The sequence below is a fragment of the Cognaticolwellia mytili genome (genome assembly GCF_002104475.1).
Lineage (GTDB): Bacteria > Pseudomonadota > Gammaproteobacteria > Enterobacterales > Alteromonadaceae > Cognaticolwellia > Cognaticolwellia mytili.
Map to the genome: position 1 here is coordinate 475,210 of NZ_NBOF01000003.1, position 21,570 is coordinate 496,779.

At 38.5% G+C, this 21,570-nt stretch carries 16 protein-coding genes and 4 tRNA genes; 14 read left to right on the forward strand and 6 right to left on the reverse strand.

Features of this window, described 5'->3' with window-relative positions; genetic code table 11:
- Positions 1 to 161: 161 nt before the first annotated feature.
- On the reverse strand, positions 162 to 1,019 hold the full coding sequence (folD, locus tag B7C41_RS11640) for a bifunctional methylenetetrahydrofolate dehydrogenase/methenyltetrahydrofolate cyclohydrolase FolD (RefSeq protein ID WP_085299088.1): 858 nt from the start codon (positions 1,017 to 1,019) through the stop codon (positions 162 to 164).
- 279 nt (positions 1,020 to 1,298) lie between these two features.
- Between folD and B7C41_RS11645 the strand changes: the two genes are divergently transcribed.
- From B7C41_RS11645 to B7C41_RS11710, 14 genes are all read left to right on the forward strand, one after another.
- Positions 1,299 to 1,375, forward strand: a tRNA-Pro gene (locus B7C41_RS11645).
- 71 nt (positions 1,376 to 1,446) lie between these two features.
- Positions 1,447 to 1,523: transfer RNA gene (locus B7C41_RS11650), tRNA-Arg, on the forward strand.
- A 7-nt stretch (positions 1,524 to 1,530) separates the two neighbouring features.
- Positions 1,531 to 1,606: transfer RNA gene (locus tag B7C41_RS11655), tRNA-His, on the forward strand.
- A gap of 31 nt (positions 1,607 to 1,637) precedes the next feature.
- Positions 1,638 to 1,714 (forward strand) — tRNA-Pro (locus tag B7C41_RS11660).
- A gap of 300 nt (positions 1,715 to 2,014) precedes the next feature.
- Positions 2,015 to 3,322, forward strand: coding sequence for a trigger factor (gene tig, locus B7C41_RS11665; protein WP_085299089.1), 1,308 nt, complete (start codon positions 2,015 to 2,017; stop codon positions 3,320 to 3,322).
- Positions 3,323 to 3,449: 127 nt separating this feature from the next.
- Complete coding sequence (gene clpP / locus B7C41_RS11670; protein WP_268875404.1) at positions 3,450 to 4,049, forward strand: ATP-dependent Clp endopeptidase proteolytic subunit ClpP; 600 nt, start codon at positions 3,450 to 3,452, stop codon at positions 4,047 to 4,049.
- A gap of 105 nt (positions 4,050 to 4,154) precedes the next feature.
- A complete protein-coding gene (clpX, locus tag B7C41_RS11675) occupies positions 4,155 to 5,432 on the forward strand; it encodes an ATP-dependent protease ATP-binding subunit ClpX (protein WP_085299091.1) in 1,278 nt (425 codons plus the stop codon).
- A 171-nt stretch (positions 5,433 to 5,603) separates the two neighbouring features.
- Positions 5,604 to 7,952, forward strand: a complete 2,349-nt coding sequence (gene lon, locus B7C41_RS11680) for an endopeptidase La (protein ID WP_085299092.1) — start codon at positions 5,604 to 5,606, stop codon at positions 7,950 to 7,952.
- Between the two features lie 291 nt (positions 7,953 to 8,243).
- Positions 8,244 to 8,516 carry a nucleoid-associated protein HU-beta gene (gene hupB / locus B7C41_RS11685; RefSeq protein WP_085299093.1) on the forward strand — a complete coding sequence of 91 codons (273 nt, stop codon included), beginning with the start codon at positions 8,244 to 8,246 and terminating at the stop codon, positions 8,514 to 8,516.
- 484 nt (positions 8,517 to 9,000) lie between these two features.
- Entirely contained in the window at positions 9,001 to 10,257 is a 1,257-nt protein-coding gene (gene ccmI, locus B7C41_RS11690) for a c-type cytochrome biogenesis protein CcmI (RefSeq protein ID WP_085299094.1), read from the forward strand.
- Between the two features lie 151 nt (positions 10,258 to 10,408).
- Complete coding sequence (locus B7C41_RS11695; protein ID WP_085299095.1) at positions 10,409 to 12,394, forward strand: heme lyase CcmF/NrfE family subunit; 1,986 nt, start codon at positions 10,409 to 10,411, stop codon at positions 12,392 to 12,394.
- A gap of 4 nt (positions 12,395 to 12,398) precedes the next feature.
- Positions 12,399 to 12,947 carry a DsbE family thiol:disulfide interchange protein gene (locus B7C41_RS11700; protein ID WP_085299096.1) on the forward strand — a complete coding sequence of 183 codons (549 nt, stop codon included), beginning with the start codon at positions 12,399 to 12,401 and terminating at the stop codon, positions 12,945 to 12,947.
- Between the two features lies 1 nt (position 12,948).
- Positions 12,949 to 13,470, forward strand: coding sequence for a cytochrome c-type biogenesis protein (locus B7C41_RS11705; protein WP_235839697.1), 522 nt, complete (start codon positions 12,949 to 12,951; stop codon positions 13,468 to 13,470).
- A 443-nt stretch (positions 13,471 to 13,913) separates the two neighbouring features.
- On the forward strand, positions 13,914 to 15,821 hold the full coding sequence (locus tag B7C41_RS11710) for a SurA N-terminal domain-containing protein (protein ID WP_085299097.1): 1,908 nt from the start codon (positions 13,914 to 13,916) through the stop codon (positions 15,819 to 15,821).
- Between the two features lie 448 nt (positions 15,822 to 16,269).
- Here the strand turns inward: B7C41_RS11710 and B7C41_RS11715 are convergent, their stop codons facing one another.
- From B7C41_RS11715 to B7C41_RS11735, 5 genes are read right to left on the reverse strand one after another with little or no spacing between them, the layout of a single operon-like run.
- Positions 16,270 to 17,055, reverse strand: a complete 786-nt coding sequence (locus B7C41_RS11715; protein ID WP_085299098.1) for an ATP-binding cassette domain-containing protein — start codon at positions 17,053 to 17,055, stop codon at positions 16,270 to 16,272.
- A complete protein-coding gene (locus B7C41_RS11720; protein ID WP_085299099.1) occupies positions 17,052 to 18,044 on the reverse strand; it encodes a peptide ABC transporter ATP-binding protein in 993 nt (330 codons plus the stop codon). The genes B7C41_RS11715 and B7C41_RS11720 overlap by 4 nt, the downstream gene beginning before the upstream one ends.
- Positions 18,044 to 18,937 carry an ABC transporter permease subunit gene (locus B7C41_RS11725; RefSeq protein WP_085299100.1) on the reverse strand — a complete coding sequence of 298 codons (894 nt, stop codon included), beginning with the start codon at positions 18,935 to 18,937 and terminating at the stop codon, positions 18,044 to 18,046. Before B7C41_RS11725 ends, B7C41_RS11720 begins: the two co-directional genes overlap by 1 nt.
- Positions 18,927 to 19,955, reverse strand: a complete 1,029-nt coding sequence (locus tag B7C41_RS11730; RefSeq protein ID WP_085299101.1) for an ABC transporter permease — start codon at positions 19,953 to 19,955, stop codon at positions 18,927 to 18,929. The genes B7C41_RS11725 and B7C41_RS11730 overlap by 11 nt, the downstream gene beginning before the upstream one ends.
- A gap of 1 nt (position 19,956) precedes the next feature.
- On the reverse strand, positions 19,957 to 21,570 hold the full coding sequence (locus B7C41_RS11735; protein WP_085299102.1) for an ABC transporter substrate-binding protein: 1,614 nt from the start codon (positions 21,568 to 21,570) through the stop codon (positions 19,957 to 19,959).

Below are 21,570 nucleotides of genomic sequence, written 5' to 3' on the forward strand. Positions count from 1 at the left end.
GTCTTTGTTGCATACCGCTATTTAATGTTGTGAATATCTCAGGGATAGAGAAATTATAAATTAAAAGAGTGCTATTAGAATGCTAGTATTTGGTTGGGATTGAAATTCTAACCCGCAGAGCCGTATTTCGGCTGCTGCGAGTTAATAAATAGTGAAAGGTACTAGTTACTATGAAATTCATTACAGGCGATAAAAGTATTTTCAATTAAACTTGCTACTGTCATAGGGCCAACACCGCCAGGTACTGGTGTAATATGACTAGCACTCTCTTTGGCTTTTGCAAAGCCTACGTCACCAACAAGTTTGCCATTATCTAAGCGATTAATACCAACATCGATCACGATAGCACCTTTTTTTATCCATTCTCCGGGAATAAACTCCGGTTTACCGACCGCAACAACTAATAAATCAGCATTACGAACTTTATTTTCCAGATCTTTAGTGAAGCGGTGAGTTGTTGTTACAGTACAGCCAGCAAGTAAAAGTTCTAGTGTCATTGGGCGGCCAACAATATTTGAAGCACCAACAACTACAGCCTCTAAACCATGAGGCTCCGCGCCAGTAGATTTTATTAATTCGATAATGCCTTTAGGTGTGCAAGGTCGAAGTCCTGGCTGTCTTAAAGCTAGCTTTCCCACATTATTGGGATGAAAGCCATCAACATCTTTCTTTGGATTAATATGCTCAATAATTAAGTTTGCATCTAATCCTTCTGGTAATGGAAGCTGCACGAGAATGCCGTCGATAGCACTATCATTATTTAATTCATCAATTAAGTTAAATAATTCGTCTTGTGAAGTCGTCGCGGCTAAGTCATATGAACGTGAAACAAAACCTACTTCTTCGCAAGCTTTACGTTTACTACCAACATAAACTTGTGATGCAGGATCTGAACCGACTAAAATTACCGCCAATCCCGGCGCACGTAGTCCGTTCTCAACACGTTTAGTTACTTTATCTTTAATCGAATGGCGTAATTGTTGCGCGATTAGTTTACCGTCAATAAGAGTTGCAGTCATAATTCTTCACAATGGGCTAAAAAACGTTGTTATTTTCGCACAATAGAAAAGTTATTTGTAGAAAATAAGACTATTGATTATCTAAAACTTATTTCCTAGCTGTAAGTGGTGATATAATAATCATTCTTTGTGTTTTCTTGTCAATAATAGTGTTATTTTAATCAAGATGCTGTAAAAGTGAGCGAACGAACATTTATTTAAAAAAAGTGTTTGACGCGCAACGGGCAACTAGGTAATATCCGCCCCCGTTGAGAGAGCAAGCTTTCTTAACGAATATGTCGGTGATTAGCGCAGCTTGGTAGCGCACTTGGTTTGGGTCCAAGGGGTCGCAAGTTCGAATCTTGCATCACCGACCACTTTTTTTTATTTTTTATGGAAGAAAGTGTAAACTTTAATGTAAAGTTTATTTAGCATCTGTAGGCAATGTGCGCCCTTAGCTCAGCTGGATAGAGCAACGCCCTTCTAAGGCGTGGGTCGTAGGTTCAAATCCTACAGGGCGCGCCATACAATGGTGGCTATAGCTCAGTTGGTAGAGCCCCGGATTGTGATTCCGGTTGTCGAGGGTTCAAGTCCCTTTAGCCACCCCATTTTTTTGTATGTGTTTAGTAAAAAGTATATCGGTGATTAGCGCAGCTTGGTAGCGCACTTGGTTTGGGTCCAAGGGGTCGCAAGTTCGAATCTTGCATCACCGACCACTTTCTTTTCAAAATTCTTTAACGAAACTCTTAAAAATTCATTCAAAATAACTTTATTAAGCTTTAATTAGTTTCATTTTTAATAAAATTCAATTTTTTTTCGTTCATTACTCGACTCTTGTTTCAAGCACCGCTATAATTTCGCGTCATTATTTTAATCTGAACATCTTTATTCGGATTTTCCGAGCTTTGCTAGTAAATACTGGCAAGCTGAAAATATTACTTTAAATAAAAGTAATATTGAATATATTAGATGCGTTAATAAGAAGCGTACTTACGCTAAGTTTTTGAGGTAATTAAATGCAAGTTTCAGTTGAGACTACAGAAGGTTTGGGACGTCGTATTTCGATTTCAGTTCCTGCCGAAACAGTAGATGTTGAAGTTAAAAATCGTCTTCGTCATATAAGCAAGACCCAGCGTATTAATGGTTTCCGTCCTGGTAAAGTACCAGCATCAGTTATTCAAAAGCGTTACGGTCAATCAGTTCGTCAAGAAGTTGCAGGTGAATTAATGCAACGTAACTTTGTTGACGCGATTGTTGCTGAGAAACTAAACCCAGCAGGTCGCCCTGAATTTGTTGCTAAAAGCAATGAAGATGGTAAAGCGCTTGAATTTGAAGCAACGTTTGAAGTTTACCCTGAAGTAGCTTTAAAAGATTTAGACAAAATTGCTGTTGAACGTCCAGCTGTTGAAGTGACTGATGAAGATTTAGACGAAATGTTTGAAACTTTACAAAACCAGCACAAAACATGGAAAGAAAACAAACGCAAAACTAAAAAAGGCGACAAGCTAACTATTGATTTCAATGGCCGTGTTGATGGCGAAGAATTCGAAGGTGGCAAAGCTGAAGGTTTTGACCTTGAACTAGGTTCTGGTCGTATGATCCCTGGTTTCGAAAAAGAAATTACGGGCATGAAAGCTGGCGATGAGAAAACAATCACAGTAACTTTCCCTGATGACTACCATGCTGAACAGCTTAAAGGTAAAGACGCAGAGTTTGATATTGTTGTTCACAAAACTGAAGGTCCAATTCTACCTGAAATTGACGAAGAGTTTGCGAAATTGTTCGGTGTAGAAGAAGGTGGTGTTACAGCACTTCGTGAAGAAGTTGGCAAAAACATGGCCCGCGAACTTAACCAAGCTGTTAAAGCTAAGGTTAAAGAGCAAGTTATTGAAGGTCTACTTGAAGTAAGTGAATTAGACGTTCCTGCTGCTTTAGTTGAGCAAGAGATTGAAGTACTACGTAAGCAAGCAATGCAACGTTTTGCTGGCCAAATGGATCCGAATAACTTACCAGAATTACCAGCTGAGATGTTCGAAGAACAAGCTAAGCGTCGTGTAAAAACTGGTTTGCTTTTAGGTGAAGTAATCAAAGTTAACGAATTAAAAGTTGACGAAGCTAAAGTAAGTGAACTTATTGAGTCAGCGGCTTCTGCTTATGAAGACCCATCTGAAGTTATCGAGTACTACAAAACTAACAAAGAACTTGCTCAACAAATGCAAAATGTTGCATTAGAAGAGCAAGCGGTAGAATTGTTACTTGAAAGTGCTAAAGTGTCAGACAAAAAAGCAAGTTTCAAAGATATCATGAATCCTGAAGGTAAATAGACCTTTTAGATTGACATTCTGTTGAGCAATCGCTTAAATGGCTTATATGGGGACATATGAGCCATTTTTTTATCAAAAGGAAAGTTAGTTGTTTACTTCTCACAATAATTCTCACGATTTAACCAGTATTACCGAAAGTGCTTTAGTACCTATGGTTGTTGAGCAAACCGCAAAAGGTGAGCGCTCTTACGATATTTATTCAAGACTACTAAAAGAACGTGTTATCTTCCTTTGTGGTCAAGTTGAAGACCATATGGCGAACTTAATTGTTGCGCAAATGCTGTTTTTAGAATCAGAAAGCCCAGATAAAGATATTTACCTATACATTAACTCGCCAGGTGGCTCAGTTACTGCGGGTATGGCTATTTATGATACCATGAAATTCATTAAGCCAAACGTTAGTACTGTATGTATTGGCCAAGCGGCTAGCATGGGCGCATTCCTTCTATCAGGCGGTGAAAAAGGCAAGCGTTACTGTTTGCCAAATGCTCGAGTTATGATTCACCAACCACTAGGTGGCTTCCAAGGTCAAGCGTCCGATTTTGAAATTCATGCTAAAGAAATTTTGTACATTAAAGAAAAACTTAATCGCCTAATGGCTGAGCACACTGAGCAACCATTAGATAAAGTATCTGAAGATACTGACCGTGATAACTTCTTAAGTGCAGAAAGTGCAGTTGAATATGGCCTAGTTGATGCCATATTAGAACAAAGAATCGATAAATAGCGATCTTCTTCGTTACTCGCGTTGTTATTTACGCGATTTGTGAAATACTAATGACTATTAGTGTTAAAAACAGTTTGTAAAAAATTTAAATATTAGAGGTACCGTATGACCGATATGAAAACAGGTGACGGTGATGACGGTAAGTTACTGTATTGCTCATTTTGTGGTAAAAGTCAGCATGAAGTACGCAAGTTAATTGCTGGTCCTTCAGTCTTTGTTTGTGATGAATGTGTCGAGCTTTGCAACGATATTATTCGAGAAGAAATTAAAGAAATTGCGCCTAAGCAAGATAAAGAAAGCTTACCAACGCCAATTGAAATTCGTGAAAGCTTAGATGACTATGTTATCGGGCAAGAGCACGCCAAAAAAGTTCTCGCGGTAGCGGTGTATAATCATTACAAACGCTTGCGTAACGGCGACTCTCATAATGGGGTTGAATTAAGTAAAAGTAATATTTTACTTATTGGCCCAACAGGTAGTGGTAAAACACTATTAGCGCAAACATTAGCACGCTTACTTGATGTGCCATTTACCATGGCAGATGCAACAACATTAACTGAAGCAGGTTATGTTGGTGAAGATGTTGAAAACATTATTCAGAAGTTATTACAAAAATGTGACTACGACGTTGAGAAAGCTCAGCGTGGTATTGTTTACATTGATGAAATTGATAAAATTTCACGTAAGTCTGATAACCCATCAATCACACGTGACGTGTCTGGTGAAGGTGTTCAACAAGCATTATTGAAATTGATTGAAGGTACGATTGCTTCTGTACCACCTCAGGGGGGTCGTAAGCATCCACAGCAAGAGTTCTTGCAAGTTGATACCTCTAAAATTTTATTTATTTGTGGCGGCGCATTCTCCGGTCTTGATAAGGTTGTTGAACAACGTTCTCATACCGGTACAGGGATTGGTTTTGGTGCGACGGTTCGTGGTAAAGATGATGAAAAGACCTTAACTCAGCGTTTTCAGGATGTAGAACCTGAAGATCTAGTTAAGTATGGTTTGATCCCTGAGTTTATTGGTCGCTTACCCGTTGTTGCAACATTAACAGAATTAGACGAAGCGGCACTTATTCAGATTCTGCAAGAACCAAAAAATGCCTTAACTAAGCAATTTACCGCTCTTTTTGATATGGAAAAAGTGGAACTTGAGTTTAGAGATGATGCGTTAAAAGCGATTGCTCATAAAGCTATGGTTCGCAAAACGGGAGCTCGTGGTTTACGCTCTATTGTTGAGAGTGTATTACTTGAAACAATGTATGAACTGCCTTCAATGGAAAATGCTGCAAAGGTTGTTGTAGATGAAACCGTTATTAAAGGTGAGTCAAAACCGATTATTATTTATGAAACGCAACAAGATAAAGCGTCTTCCGAGTAACGATTAGAGCATAAACCTACTCGGTTTAGTGATAAAGTAATATAAAGTGGCGTTAGTCTTGATGATTAACGCCACTTTTTTTTGTTCATCAGTTGAAAGTAATATCAAACGCCCCATATACAAATACATATCCTTGTAATCACATCATACTATTCACCGAGAGAGTAACCAATGACTAAAGAGTTATCTGGCGTAGTTGAAATTCCCGTATTAGCTTTGCGTGATGTTGTTGTCTATCCGCAAATGGTGATCCCATTATTTGTTGGTCGCGAAAAATCGATTCGCTGTTTAGATATTGCCAATGAAAACGATAAGCAAATTTTTCTTGTTGCTCAAAAAGATGCTGCAGTTGACGACCCGACACAAGATGACCTGTATCAAACAGGTACCATTGCTACTATTTTACAAATGCTTAAATTGCCTGATGGTACTGTTAAGGTGCTAGTTGAGGGAGCACGACGCGCAAGTATTAGTGAGTTTGTTGAAACTGAAGAATACTTTACAGCTAATGCAACCTATCTAAGTGTAGAAGGCGAACCTGACGATAGTACTGAAGTGTTAATTCGTTCAGCTATATCTCAGTTTGAAGGCTATGTAAAACTGAACAAAAAAATTCCACCAGAAGTATTAACCTCTGTTTCAGGTATTGATGATGCTGAACAGTTGGCTGATACCATGGCTGCACATATGCCATTAAAGCTAGTTGATAAGCAGAAAGTGCTTGAAATCATTAATGTGTCAGAACGTCTTGAATTTTTAATGGCGTTAATGGAAGGTGAAATCGACTTATTGCAAGTTGAGAAAAAAATTCGTACTCGCGTTAAAAAGCAAATGGAAAAGAGTCAACGCGAGTACTATTTGAATGAGCAAATGAAAGCGATTCAAAAAGAATTAGGTGATGATGAAGAGGGCACTAACGAAGTTGAGCAAATTGAAAAGCAAATTGAAGCAGCTCAAATGCCAAAAGAAGCCAAAGAAAAGACCTTAACGGAATTGAAAAAGCTGAAAATGATGTCACCAATGTCAGCAGAAGCAACGGTAGTTCGCAGTTATATTGATTGGATGATCAGCGTACCTTGGAAAAAGCGCAGTAAGTTGAAGCGTAACCTTAAGCTTGCACAAGAAGTTTTAGACAAAGATCATTACGGTCTTGATAAAGTTAAAGAGCGCATTTTAGAGTATTTGGCCGTTCAGCAACGTGTTAGTCAATTAAAAGGGCCAATTTTATGTTTAGTTGGACCTCCTGGCGTTGGTAAGACCTCTCTAGGGCAGTCTATTGCGCATTCAACGGGTCGTAAATACGTTCGTATGGCATTGGGCGGTGTACGTGATGAGGCTGAAATTCGTGGTCATAGAAGAACTTATATTGGCTCATTACCGGGCAAGTTAATTCAAAAAATTGCCAAAGTAGGGGTTAAAAACCCACTATTCTTACTTGATGAAATCGATAAAATGGCCTCCGATATGCGAGGTGATCCTGCCTCCGCTTTATTAGAGGTGCTAGATCCAGAGCAAAACAGCAGTTTCAATGACCATTACCTCGAAGTTGATTATGATTTATCTGATGTGATGTTTGTTGCTACATCTAATAGTATGGATATTCCTGGGCCATTGCTTGACCGTATGGAAGTGATTCGTCTATCTGGTTATACCGAAGACGAAAAGCTAAATATTGCCAAAAGCCATTTAGTTAATAAACAAATTGAACGTAATGGCTTAAAGAGTAAAGAAATTACCATTGAAGATAGCGCCATTATCGGCATTATTCGATATTACACTCGTGAAGCGGGTGTTCGTGCGCTAGAACGTGAAATTTCTAAATTATGTCGCAAAGCTGTCAAAGCCATTTTACTAGAAAAAGATATAAAGCAGGTTATGATTAATCAAGATAACCTATCTGACTATCTTGGTGTCCAGCGTTTCGATTACGGTAAAGCAGATGACGAAAATCGAGTTGGTTTAGTTACAGGCCTAGCGTGGACGCAAGTTGGTGGTGAATTATTAACTATAGAAACAGCTTCAGTACCTGGTAAAGGGAAGCTTAGCTACACAGGTTCTCTTGGTGATGTTATGCAAGAATCTATTCAAGCGGCGATGACTGTTGTTCGAAGTCGCACTGAAAAACTACGCATTAATGAAGATTTCCATGAAAAACGTGATATTCATGTTCATGTTCCTGAAGGGGCTACGCCTAAAGACGGACCAAGTGCTGGTGTTGGTATGTGTACCGCTTTGGTATCAAGTTTAACTGGTAACCCTGTAAAAGCTGATGTTGCTATGACGGGGGAGATCACTTTACGTGGTGAGGTACTTGCTATTGGTGGTTTGAAAGAAAAGCTATTAGCGGCTCATCGTGGCGGCATTAAAACGGTTGTTATTCCTAAAGATAATGAACGTGATCTGAAAGAAATTCCAGACAATGTTAAAGCTGACTTAGCCATTCATCCTGTTAAATGGGTTGATGAGGTACTTGCATTAGCTTTAGAGCATCCTGTTGATAAATGGCAATTAGGTAGCTAGATGAGTGGAAAAGCGACATTTTCTGCCGAAAAATTGAAAAAAATAGTAAAAAGTTTGAAAAAAACGCAATTAACGCTTTTCAAACGCTGAAACTATGGTAAGTTAATGACGCTGATAACGCTAGAGCCCATATACATAAGGGGCTTTAGTAAAGATAAAAATAATTTTCAATATTTTTAGTTTTCTTTAACTCAGTGCTTGATGTTCAAAAAGAAGCTTGGTATAAAAGTTTCCGCAGGACGCTAAAACATGAGATAGCGCTGAATAATAACAATTGAAGGGGAATACACTGTGAATAAATCTCAATTAATCGAGAAGATTGCTGCTGGTGCTGACATTTCTAAAGCTGCGGCTGGCCGCGCGTTAGATTCATTTATCGAAGCAGTTACAGAAGAGTTAAAAGGCGGCGAGCAAGTTGCATTAGTTGGTTTTGGTACTTTCTCAGTACGTGACCGTGCTGCACGCACTGGTCGCAACCCACAAACTGGTGCGACTATTGAAATCGCAGCAGCTAAAATTCCATCTTTTAAAGCTGGTAAAGCACTTAAAGATGCATGTAACTAATCTTAGCCTTTGCTGAAGATTATAAATTAAGCCGCTTTATAGCGGCTTAATTGTTTTTATAACGTGAATACATATATCATCAACACCTTCCGCATTAGACATCGACATAAATATTTCACTACTTCCCCATTTTCTTCTTAATAGTATTCCTGTGACTTAAATCATATTTACTAATTTTGACCTCGGTCAACCTTTACGTTGAAGCTAGACAAGAGACGTTAGCACGATAGCATTTTAGTGTTATATTACGCTCACTTTAGAGTTAACATTGCAAAAACGAAGCAATAAGAACTTTGATGGTTGAAAGTAATAATACTTCTTAGTTATAGATAAGCATTATTACAATGTATAACTAGGAAAAATGTCACAGAGTTGTTAACCTTGCATCGCGTAAACTAGCAATGCGTGTTGAGCAGTGTTATTCCGTTTCGCCAAGCATTTTAGAAGCGTTTTATTTGATAATCATAGGTATAAATTAATTATTATGACTACATTCTGGCTGGCAATGCTATTTTTTATAGTGATTGCATTACTCATTGTATGGCGAATTTTTGCGGCTCCTAAAAATACTATTGGTGCAGAAAACACCAACATCCGTCAAGAAACTAATGTCACTCTTTATCATGAACATTTGGCTAATTTAGAAAATGACTTGGCTGAAGGTAGTATTGAACAAGAAAGCTATACTCAGCTAAAAGCTGAGTTAGATAAAACGCTTGTACAAGATGTTGATCCTAATCAAGCACAAGCAGAAATGAATCAAAGACGATCAATGCTGTGGCCACTTGCTATTGGACTCGCGATTATCAGCTTGAGTTTATCCACCTATATGACTTTTGGCGCTTATCCACAACTTAGTTCACCAATGGCGTTGAACGAAGATCCACATGGCCAATTACCACCTGAGCAAATGCTCGCGGTGCGTTTACAACAACTGGAAGCTGATGTAGAGAAAAACCCGAAAAATACCCAAGCATGGTTTAGTCTAGGTCAAGCATATATATCTGCTGGTGAGTTTGACAGTGCTATCAAAGCGTTTGACACCGTTATGGAAGAAGTTGGAGAATATGCTGAATTGCTAGGGCCAAAAGCTCAAGCTATGTACTACAAAAATGATCAGCGTATCAATAGTGAAATACAGATTGTTATTGATAAAGCCCTTGCACTTGATGCCTTAGATGCATCGACAAATATTTTATTGGGCATGGATAGCTTTAGTAACAGCGACTTTGCTAATGCGGTAAAATATTGGGAAACTGTATTAAATAGCGGTCGTCCAGGTATTAGTGTCCAAGCCCTAACAGGAGCGGTTGAAGAAGCTAAAAACCAAATGCGTATTAGTGGCGAAATGGCAGCTTCTGGAGTAGAAAGTGTTGTTGATGATTCATTACCGCGAATAGTTGTTAACGTTGCTTTAGCGCCAAATGTGCAAGAAGTGTTGATGAATAGTGAAGATAAGACAGTCTTTATTTATGCGGTTGCGGCCAATGGACCACGTATGCCGTTAGCGGCAGTGAAAATCAAAGCCAGCGATTTACCGACTAGTATCACCTTAGATGACTCGCAAGCAATGACGCAACAAATGAAATTAAGTAGTGTTGACAGAGTAAGTGTTTATGCGGTTGTTTCTATGAAAGGTAGCGTAGGTATTAAGCCTGGCGATTTTAAAGCAGAATTACTTGATATTGCGACAATACAAAAAGACGCATTAACAATGGAAATATCGACTCAAGTGCAGTAGTCGTTTTGAAGAATAAATGCCGAAAACTGATTTAAATAATATTTTCGACATGACTTAGTTACATAATATTTGACTTGAAACTAGTGATCACTAAGTAAAGTTAGTTAGACTTAGCGCTATAATGTTTTGACATTAATTGACAGGAATTATCATGATCCCAGAGCTCGGCCATTTCGCCCTCATTATCGGATTAGCGTTTGCTTTATGTTTGAGCATCGTACCGCTAATTGGCGTAGCGCAGAATAATCAACAACTGATAAACAGTGCCAAACCTTTGAGTTTTGGTTTGTTTCTATTTTTAACTATTAGTATTTGCTTATTAGCCTATAGTTTCACGGTTGATGATTTCTCAGTTAAATATATCGCCAATCACTCGAATAGTTTATTGCCTTATTACTTTAAAATTAGTGCTGTTTGGGGCGGACACGAAGGTTCAATGCTGTTTTGGGTATTTGCTTTAACTGCATGGACGTTTGCTGTAGGTGTTTTTAGTAAACAATTAGAGCGGGAATTTGTTGCGCGCGTGTTAGCCGTTATGGGCATGATTGCTGTTGGTTTTATTTTATTTACCATATTGACTTCAAATCCTTTTGAACGTTTATTACCTAACTTTCCAATGGAAGGGCGAGATTTAAATCCATTGCTACAAGATATTGGTTTAATTATTCATCCGCCAATGTTGTATATGGGCTATGTTGGTTTTTCTGTCGCTTTTGCTTTTGCAATTGCTGCTTTGATGTCGGGTAAAATGGATGCAGCGTGGGCGCGTTGGTCGCGCCCTTGGACTGTTGCTGCATGGTCATTCTTATCTATTGGTATCGCACTAGGCAGCTGGTGGGCTTACTATGAACTTGGCTGGGGTGGCTGGTGGTTTTGGGATCCGGTAGAAAATGTTTCATTTATGCCTTGGCTTGCTGGTACTGCGTTAATTCATGCGCTAGCTGTGACAGAGCAACGTAATACTTTTAAGCACTGGACATTATTACTGGCGATATTTACTTTCTCGTTGAACTTATTAGGCGCTTTTTTGGTTCGTTCAGGAGTCATCACCTCGGTACATTCATTTGCTGTTGATCCAGGACGAGGTTTTTACTTACTGATTTTACTTGCTTTAGCTGTTGGTGGTTCATTAACTCTTTACGCACTTCGGGCAACTAATGTTAGTAGTCCAAGTCGTTTTACTGCGTATTCGCGTGAAAACACAATTTTAATCGCGATGTCGATATTAGTGACAGCCACGGTAACTATTTTAATCGGCACTTTATACCCGCTTATTATTGATGCTCTGGGTATGGGAAAAATATCTGTTGGTGCGCCATATTTTAATGCGGTATTTATTCCTATGATGATAGCGTTATTTGTTTTTATGGGCATTGGACCTCTTATTCGATGGAAAAAGGCACGTAAGGGCGAGTTATCTAAGCATTTAAATCTAATTTCTATCTTCAGTGTTTTGTTTGGTGCTGCTTGGCCGTTTATGTTCGGTGGTGAATTTAACTTTATGGTCTTTGTTGGTATGACATTAGGCTGTTGGATCACATTGGCGGTTTTAAAAGATCTCTTCAATAATGCTAAACAAGCAGATGGACGTTGGAAATTTTCGGCAGTACCATTAAACCATATAGGTATGGCTGTTGCGCATGCGGGAATTGCTGTAACCGTTATTGGTGTGACTATGGTGTCAAGTTACGAACATGAAGTAAATGTTAGAATGTCACCGGGAGAGTCTGTTGATTTATCTGGTTATAGCATTGAGTTTGCGGGTACAAAAAATGTTGTCGGTCCAAATTATACAGCAATACAAGGGCAAATTAATGTTTCCTTAGATGGCGAATTTGTGACTTTGCTAAATCCTGAACAACGTACTTATAAAGTGCAAACAATGGGGATGACAGAGGCTGGCATTCATACAACGTTATGGCGTGATATTTATGTTGCCTTAGGTGACCCATTAGGGCAAAACTCTTGGTCAATGCGTTTATATTATAAACCATTTATTGTGTGGATATGGTTAGGTGGCTTCTTTATGGCATTAGGTGGCTTGTTGGCTATTTTAAGTAAGCGTTACCGTAAGCGTGTTCTCGCAGCTGAGCATAAACAAAATCAAATTAACCCTTCAGTTTTACAAGAGGCTTAAATTAGTGAAAAGTATTATCCGTTTTATACCATTAATTTTATTTGTTCTATTGGGTGTGTTGTTATACAGAGGATTGTTTTTAAATCCACAAGCTATGCCATCAGCAATGATAGGTAAGCCTTTGCCAGATTTTACAATGCCGATGTTAAAAGCAACACAAAAGCAAGTAGGCAGAGATGACCTTAAAGGCAATATCGTTCTGCTTAATGTTTGGGCAACATGGTGTATTCAATGTAAATATGAACACCCTTATTTGCTTAATATATCTCGTAATCCACGAGTTAAATTGTACGGTCTCAACTTTACTGATGAGCATAGTTCGGCGATACAGTGGTTAAAAGAATATAAGGACCCATATGTGTTTTCAATTTTTGATGAGCAAGGTGCGTTAGGTTTAGATATTGGCGTATTTGGTGCTCCTGAAACTTTTGTTATTGATCACACTGGTATTATTCGCAAGCGATTCGCGGGCCCGATCAATGATATGATTTGGAAGAAAGAATTTCTGCCTTTGATTGAAGTAATTGAAGCAGAAATGGCGCAGGGAGCGTAATATGCAATTAACCATGCAAGCTAATATCAATAACACAGCTTTAAGCTTATTGCGTTTTTTACGCTTAGTGTTGAGTGTTTTGTTGTTAAGTGTCTTATGGAGTGCGAATGCAGCCGCCGGTCCTGTCGAAACATTTAAGTTTAAGGATGAAGCAACAAAATTACGCTTTCAAGTGCTATCAAAAGAATTACGTTGCCCGAAATGTCAAAACCAGAACCTTGCGGATTCAAATGCAAAAATAGCGGTCGATTTGCGTAAAAACCTATACAACTTATTGCAAGAAGGTCAGACGGATCAGGAAATTATTGATTTTATGGTGTATCGCTATGGCGACTTTGTTTTATATCGTCCTCAATTGAAAAAGCAAACTTATATACTTTGGTTTGGCCCATTGGCAATATTATTAAGCTTTGCGGTAGGCGTAGTTTTTGTACTAAGAAGACGTACTAAAATTAAAGATAATGAGCTAGACCTTTCTTCTAAAGAACAAGCTAATTTAGACGATATATTAAATAAGAAGTAGTTTTATTAACAATGTTTGCTTCTAAATGAATTATTCAATTGTGCAATTAGGGTCTATAAACGCTTTAGCGTAATGCCACTAAGAATTAACTATCAAGAGTAAGCCATATTTTATGACTTACTCTTTTTTATATTAAATATAAAGTGGGAGTATTAAAGCATATAAATAGAGAAGTAAGGGGAGATTTTGCTGCATATTTAACCGTTATTTCATCGTGATAGTAAAAGAGTTTCATTTTGATAACTATTGGGCTAACATGCCCGTTCAAATTGCGACTTTTAAGCCTATAACATAGTAAAGTAGCCTAGTTAAACTCGATGTTAATTTGTACAATTATCGCGTTGTAACAAAGCAAAATGCTATTTTCTGGTAAAATAGCGGTATATAAATATTGCAACTAAAGTCGCCCGGAAAGTACAACTCCCTCGTGTAAAGAGATAAAGATGTTAGAAGATATTCGAGAAAGCTCTCAAGGATTAACCGCTAAGATTATTCTTGGTTTTATTATTTTAACTTTCGCCGTAGCCGGTATTGGTAGCTATAGTAACTCAGTTGATACGTCAGTAGCTGATGTAAATGGCGAAAAAATATCACAAGATGAGTTCAATAAAGCTTATCAAGCGCAGCGTAATCGCATGGCGCAGCAGTTTGGTGATATGTTTGAAACGCTTTCAGCAGATGCAAGTTACATGAGTAATTTTCGTCAGGGCGTATTAGATAACTTAATTAACCAAAAACTTGTTGATCAAAATTCAGATGCTTTAGCTATTCGCGTAGCCGATGAGCGAATTAAAGATACTATTCGTAACATGGCTGAATTCCAAGTAGATGGAACCTTTGACAACAATCGTTATTTGGCGATGATCAATCAAGCTGGTTTTTATCAATCATCAGATTTCCGTGATTATTTACGTGTTGAAATGATACGTCGCCAATTAACACAAGCTTTGGTGTCAAGTGAGTTCAGCCTACCTTACCAAGAAGGTATGTTTACTACGTTGCAAAATCAGCATCGTGATATTCGATTTGCCACTATTACTTCCGAACAATTTAAAGCTGATATTGAATTGAGTGAAGAAGAAATTAATCAATATTATTTAGCTAATAAATCGCGCTTTGAAAATCAAGAAAAAGTAAAGGTTAACTATATTTCGCTAGATGTAAATGATATTGCAGCGACAGTTTCATTAACCGATGCTGATGTTGAAGCTTATTATAATGACAACATTAGTCGTTACCGTGATGATGAGCAGCGTCGTGTTGCTCATATTTTGGTTGAATTTGGTGATGATGAAGCACAAGCTAAAGCATCTGCAGAAGCATTACTTGCTAAAGTTAATGCTGGTGAAGATTTCGCAACACTTGCGACAGAAAACTCTGCAGACACTTTCAGTGGCGAGAATGGTGGTGATTTAGACTGGATTGAAGCAGGTGTTATGGATGAAGCGTTTGATAATGCTGCATTTGCATTGTCAGGAGTTGGTAGTGTTAGTGAAGTGGTTAAAACTGAATTTGGTTTTCACATCATTAAACTAACTGACTATAAAGCAGAGAAAGTACAAAGTTTAGCTGACGTGCGAGAAGCGTTAATTGTTGAAGCTAAAAGCGAAAAAGCACAAGATAAGTTTTTTGAGCTTCAACAAGAAGTTGCTCGTTTAAGCTTTGAATTTCCTGATAGCTTAGAAGACGCCGCTAGTGTGATTAACGCTACTGTTAAAACTTCTGATTGGTTAACACGCGGTTCAAATGTAGAACCATTTAACGGTAGTACAGCAATTGAAGCTGCATTTTCAGATATCGTACTTAGTGAACAATTAAACTCTGATATTATTGAAGTAAATGATAGTTTAGCGATAGTTTTGCGCTTAAATGAATACCAAGAAGCGAACGTAAAGCCGCTTGCAGAAGTGACGATGCAAATTAAAAACATATTGATTGCGCAAAAAGCCTCTGAAAAAGCACAAACAGTTGCTGATGAGTTATTAATTGCGTTTAAGTCAGGTAATGATATCACTGAGCAATTATCAGCGATTGGCGCAACGATGGAAGCTAAAACTGCTGTTACTCGAGTTGGTAGTGGCTTAGATGCAAGCTTAGCGCGTGAAGCGTTTAAATTACCTCGACCAAGTGAAAGTGGAGTATCTGCTGCAACCGTGAATTTAAGTAATGGTGATTTAGCCGTATTAGAAGTACAAGCGGTAAATGTTGGTGAAGCTAAAAGCTCTCCAAATTTAACGCAGCAATTAACACAACAGTTAGCTCAAGCTGCTTACTTAAGTTATGTAGAATCATTGAAAACTGATGCTGAAATCATTCGTCGCGAAGTGGCAGCACCTACATCACAATATTAGTTAGCACACTTTTTTAAAGTGAGTTGATCAAAGTTATAGACAGCTAATGTCGCATTTTAAAACCAGCCAATAGGCTGGTTTTTTGTTTTCTAAGTCATTGAAGAGGCTCTCTGATGGTATTTGTTATCGTAATAGCATTCGAGCTTTATTTTAATGAAAATAACAATAATTGCAGATGTTAATACCTAGAATGCTACATCGCTTACTTTAGCTAACATACATGCATTGATAGCTTAGCTATAGTGCTGAGGTTGTGGGTAGGTTCTGAGGGTGCCAGGGGCCATAGCACGCAATTGAGTATAGTGACGATAACCAACGTTCAAACATTATCGATTCTTCATGCTAGAGGTAGCATTGATTACATTAGATATATCTCACGTCTTCGGTGCAACGTTTTTGAACGCTATCTAGCTCTTAGCTAGCTGCTTTAGAAATTTAGCCGCCAAATTTATCGGTGCAATAATTGAAAGTGTTGACTCATTATTAGTTTTTTAGTGTATTTATGTTTAGGCTGCTGCAATATTTCGTTGGTTTTTCCTACTTCTAACACCTCACCCTTACACAGCACAATCATTTCATCACTAAAGTGTCTAACAATCCCTAGGTTGTGCGAAATTAAAATAAAAGCAAGGCCCATTTGTTGTTGTAAATCTAGCAGTAGATTGATCATTTGAGAACGTAAAGAGGGGTCAAGTGATGCAAGTGCTTCATCAAGAATAATTACTTGAGGTTTTAATATAATGGCACGAGCTAGTGATATACGCTGTTTCTGGCCACCAGAAAACATATGCGGGTAAAAACTCATGTGATCTGCTAACAAACCAACCTTTTGTAATGTCCCTCTTATCAGCTGATGGCGGGCCGCTTCATCCAAGTCAGTGTTGAGCTGCAAGGGTTCATCAAGTAATTGCTCGATAGTCAAACTAGGGTTCAAGGTTGTACCAGAGTCTTGAAATATCATTCGCACATGCTGACAACGTTGTTTAAAATTTCCAGGCTCTAATGTTTGCCCATTCAGACGAATATGGCCTGTTGTCGGTAACTCAGCACCAACAAGAAGCTTTGCAAGTGTAGACTTACCTGAGCCTGTTTCGCCAACAATAGCTAAAGTTTTATGGGCCATAATATCAAATGATATTGGTGCTAATGCGGCAACACTTTTACGATTTAACCAATAATTTTTATCTTTGTAACTTTTACTGAGATTGATAACTTGTAATAGCACTTTACTCATGAATAATTATCCTTCAAAGGAAAGTGACAACTGACTTGCTGACTATGAAAGTTTTTAATTTTAGGCGCCCGTACACATTTTTGTTGTGCTCGAGGGCAACGCGGTCCCAATCGACAGCCTATGGGTAAATGCTGTAAAACTGGAATGCTGCCAGGTAATGTCATCAAGCGTGACTTACTTGGAATTTGCATGTTGGCTTTTGGGCTACTATCGACTAGTGCGCGAGTATACGGATGATACGGTTGACTAAATATTTGCTCTGTTGTACCCGCTTCAACAAACTGCCCACTGTACATTACCGTAATTGAATTAGTCCAATGAGTGACATTTTCTAAGTCGTGGCTGATTAATAATATTGACATATTTTTAAGCTGATTAAGGCTGGCCAACAATCGAAATATTTGCCCTTGATTGGTACTTTCCATCGCCGCTGTCGGCTCATCTGCAATGAGCAAAATAGGGCGACGTGCTAACGCCATTGCTATCATTACACGTTGACATAGCGCATCAGTAAGTTGGTGGGGAAAGCTTTTTACACACACTTCATGCTTTTTGATACCAACTTTATGCAACAACGTAATCGCGGCTTGTTTTCGTTGTTGCCTTTTTTGCCAAAAAAATCCGGTAAGTTGCTCAGTATCAACCGCCTCTTCTAATTGTTCGCCGATAGTCGTTGTTGGATCTAAGCAAGCCATAGGTTCTTGAAATATCATCGCAACATCTTTGGAAATGATGACCTTTCGTTCTTCGGGCGATAAACGCATGAGATCTTGGCCACGCCAATGAAAGCGGTCAGCATCCACTTTCCATTTATCATCTAATACCCCAACAATTGCTTGTGCCAAAAGTGACTTTCCAGAGCCTGACTCACCCACTAGCCCACGCACTTCACCTTCTTTCATGGTTAGGTTAACGCGGTCAACGGCTAATATTGGTTTAGTAGCTGTTTGAAGTTCGATTGAAAGATTACGAATATCAATTAAATTCATTAGTTTTCCTTGCGCACTTTCAGGGCATGGCGCATGCCTTCACCAACTAAGTTCGTTGCGATAACCGAAAATAAAATAGCTAAACCTGGCAGGTAAACCGTCCAAGGGGCGATATAAAATAAGTCGATGCCGTTGGCTAACATTGCCCCCCATTCTGGCATTGGAATTGGGGCACCCAGCCCTAAAAAACCTAAAGCGGCAATATCAAGAATGGCTGCGGATTGAGCTAATGTTGCTTGACTGATAAGTTTTTCGATGATGTTGGGAAATACAGAATAGCGTAGAATTCGAAAAGAGTTCGCGCCGTCTAATCGTGAGGCTAAAACGTAATCTTTTGTGAACTCTTCTTTGACTGCATTACGAGTAATATGGACAAATTGCGGGATTAAAACCATGATGATAGCCCATAAGGTATTCTCTAAACCGGGGCCAAGTATAGCGACAATAACAATTGCTAATAACAAGGACGGGATTGATAAAATAACGTCAAGAAAATGATTAAGAAAGCTCGATTTAACCCCCTTAGTTAAGGCCGATAGCGAGCCAATAATCACTCCGATAATTAACGATGCCATAACAACGATTATACTTAAGCCAAAAGTTAACGATGTACCATGAATTAAACGAGAGAGCATATCTCGACCAAGATTATCAGTGCCTAATAGAAAGCTCACATTACCGTCATTGCTCCATGCAGGGGGAAGCAATAAATCATTTAAATGGTTTTCGACTGGTGAGTAGGGAGTAATTAAACTGGATAATATTGCCAGAACAATTAAAAACAGAAAACAACCAAAACCAATGACAACAACTGGTGGTTGCTTAAAGTTATGCCACAATTGCATTAGCGGTGTTGGAAACTCCTCTTCTTGGTATATTTTATCACGCGCCATGACGGGGCTCCCGAGCTAATGGGTTAAGGGCAGCATAAACAAAGTCGATAATAATATGAACAATAAAGATAAAAGTTGATAGAACAATTAAGCCGCCTTGAATAGCTGTGTAATCTCGTTGATAAATACTTTCAATTAACCAGCGCCCGATGCCCGGCCAACTAAATATCACTTCAGTTACCATTGCAATTGTTACTAGATTGGCAAATTGTAAACCAACGTCACGAATAACCTTTATAAAAGCATTACGCATCGCGTGTCGATATATGATCTGCCAAAAGGTTAATCCTTTTGCTTTTGCCGCTTTAATATAGTGAGTTTCCAATACTTCAAGCATTGCCGTACGTGCCAAGCGCATAAATATAGTAGCTGGAGCAAGTGCGACAACTATCACCGGTAAAATAAGATGACGAGTTGCATCAATAAAAGCCTGCCATTTGTATGGACTATCACTTAGCAAAATATCAATAAGTTGCAAGCCTGTGACATGTTCAATTTCAAATAAAAGACTAATTTGCCCTGCAGAGGGTAGCCAACCTAACTGTATAGAAAAGACTAATATCGCCAGTATTCCTAGCCAAAAAACTGGCACAGAATAACCAATCATGGCAACGCCCAAAATAATATTATCAGGTGTTTTACGATGATAAATAGCGGCAAAAAATCCAATAGGAATTCCGACAAACATTGCGACTAATAGTGCAACACTAGTAAGTTCAATGGTCGCAGGTAAGCGGTTAAAAATTTCAGTGGCAACGGGCAGGTGGCTTGCCATTGAATAGCCCATATCACCGTGAAATAAATGACTAACATAGTTAAAGTACTGGGTAATAAAGCCAGCTTGATGCTGATATTCATTTGCTAAAACAGCCAACTGTTCTGGTGTTGCATTAATTTGACCTGTTAAATTGACTAGTTGCTCACCAGGGAATAAAAAACTTAAGCTAAAAGACAAAATAGTTAATAGCAACATAGTGAAAAAGAATAAATTAAAGCGACGTAACGTAAAAATAAACATATTAGTTTTTTGTTACTCCATTGAAGTCTATACCGCCAATAGAGCGTAAAAGCTTGCCATTCACTGAGTTTGCTCTTGCTTGGTATCTTTTTGAATGCGCAATGGGTATCAGTGGCACTTCTTCATTAATTAGCTTAAGTGCTTTTGAGTAGAGCGCTTTACGACTATTAATGTTATCTGTTTGTAAGGCACTTTGAATAAGTTGGTCAAAGTCTTGGTTACACCAAAAGGTTCTATTACTGCCTGTTACTGACGACACGCAACTGAGTAATGTAGAGAAAAAGTTATCAGGATCTGGATGGTCAGCTGACCAACCGAGCAAAACACTTTGATGCTCACCTTCAGATATTTTTCGCAAAAACGTTGACCATTCGTAATCAGAAACAATATCTACTTTAATGCTAATTTTTTGCAAATCGGCTTGAATAAGTTTAGCCATGGTGACCGCATCTGGGTTGTAAGCGCGTTGCACTGGCATTGCCCACAAGTCCATTACAAAACCATCTGGATAACCCGCTTGAGCCAGTAAACTTTGTGCTTTTGAAATTGAGTATTCTTGGCTTTCAATAGTGTCGTCATAAGCCCATGATGAATTTGGGATCAAGCCATTGGCAATATCTGCCTGGCCAGTATATACCGTTTCAAGAATTGCTTGCTTATTTATCGCGTAAGATATTGCTTTTCTAACCAATGGGTTATCAAATGGCGGCTTAGTGGTGTTAAAGCCAAAGTAGCCGACATTAAATGAGGTGACTGACTCTAAAGCCAAGCCAGGATGCTGCTTAATTTTTTCATGGGCAATAGGGTAAGCAATAACATCGCACTCACCGGCTAAAAGTTTTGTTAAACGCCCAGTATCTCTTGGCGTAATGTCATAAACTAACTGTTTGAGCTGTGATTGTTCTTGCCAATATTTTGAATGTGGTTCAAAGCGAATAAAAGCCCCTGAACTGTATTGCTTGAATTTAAAAGGGCCGGTGCCAATGGGAAACATATCAATTTCTTGCATAGCATTTAGTTCGATTAAATGTTCTGAATATTCTTTTGATAAAATAACCGCTGAGTTGCCACCAATATTCGCGAGAAAAGAACTATCAGGTTGTGACAATTTAAAACGAACGGTGTGGTCGTTTATTTTCTCAACACTCTCAATTAAATCATCTAATTGGGCATTTTGAAAAAATGGATATTTACCACCAGACACTTCATGATATTCATTCACAGGGTCAAGCATACGATTGAAACTGAACAATACATCATCAGCATTTAGTGCTCTGGTTGGAATAAAATAAGCTGTTTGGTGAAAGTTGACGTCCTTGCGTAAATAAAAAGTCACCATTTTACCATCGCGTGTTACGTGCCATGATTTAGCTATTGCAGGAATAATGGAGTTGTCATTCGGATCAAATTCAATCAAACGATTGTACAATTGGTTTGATGTTGCATCGATAGTGGTGCCAGACGTTACCAATTGAGGATTGAAACTTTCTGGCGCGCCTTCACTACAATAAATAATGCTTTTTTCGCTCAATAACAGCGTTTCATTTGTGTCACAGCCAAATAGTGTTGAAAATGCTATTAATGACAAAAAGTATGAAAATTTTGAATAGGACAT

Bases quoted from the DNA above. Each gene is read 5' to 3' on its own strand.
- folD (WP_085299088.1), bottom strand. From the start codon at position 1,019: ATGACTGCAACTCTTATTGACGGTAAACTAATCGCGCAACAATTACGC.
- tig (WP_085299089.1), top strand. From the start codon at position 2,015: ATGCAAGTTTCAGTTGAGACTACAGAAGGTTTGGGACGTCGTATTTCG.
- clpX (WP_085299091.1), top strand. From the start codon at position 4,155: ATGACCGATATGAAAACAGGTGACGGTGATGACGGTAAGTTACTGTAT.
- lon (WP_085299092.1), top strand. From the start codon at position 5,604: ATGACTAAAGAGTTATCTGGCGTAGTTGAAATTCCCGTATTAGCTTTG.
- ccmI (WP_085299094.1), top strand. From the start codon at position 9,001: ATGACTACATTCTGGCTGGCAATGCTATTTTTTATAGTGATTGCATTA.
- B7C41_RS11695 (WP_085299095.1), top strand. From the start codon at position 10,409: ATGATCCCAGAGCTCGGCCATTTCGCCCTCATTATCGGATTAGCGTTT.
- B7C41_RS11705 (WP_235839697.1), top strand. From the start codon at position 12,949: ATGCAATTAACCATGCAAGCTAATATCAATAACACAGCTTTAAGCTTA.
- B7C41_RS11710 (WP_085299097.1), top strand. From the start codon at position 13,914: ATGTTAGAAGATATTCGAGAAAGCTCTCAAGGATTAACCGCTAAGATT.
- B7C41_RS11715 (WP_085299098.1), bottom strand. From the start codon at position 17,055: ATGAGTAAAGTGCTATTACAAGTTATCAATCTCAGTAAAAGTTACAAA.
- B7C41_RS11720 (WP_085299099.1), bottom strand. From the start codon at position 18,044: ATGAATTTAATTGATATTCGTAATCTTTCAATCGAACTTCAAACAGCT.
- B7C41_RS11725 (WP_085299100.1), bottom strand. From the start codon at position 18,937: ATGGCGCGTGATAAAATATACCAAGAAGAGGAGTTTCCAACACCGCTA.
- B7C41_RS11730 (WP_085299101.1), bottom strand. From the start codon at position 19,955: ATGTTTATTTTTACGTTACGTCGCTTTAATTTATTCTTTTTCACTATG.
- B7C41_RS11735 (WP_085299102.1), bottom strand. From the start codon at position 21,570: ATGTCCTATTCAAAATTTTCATACTTTTTGTCATTAATAGCATTTTCA.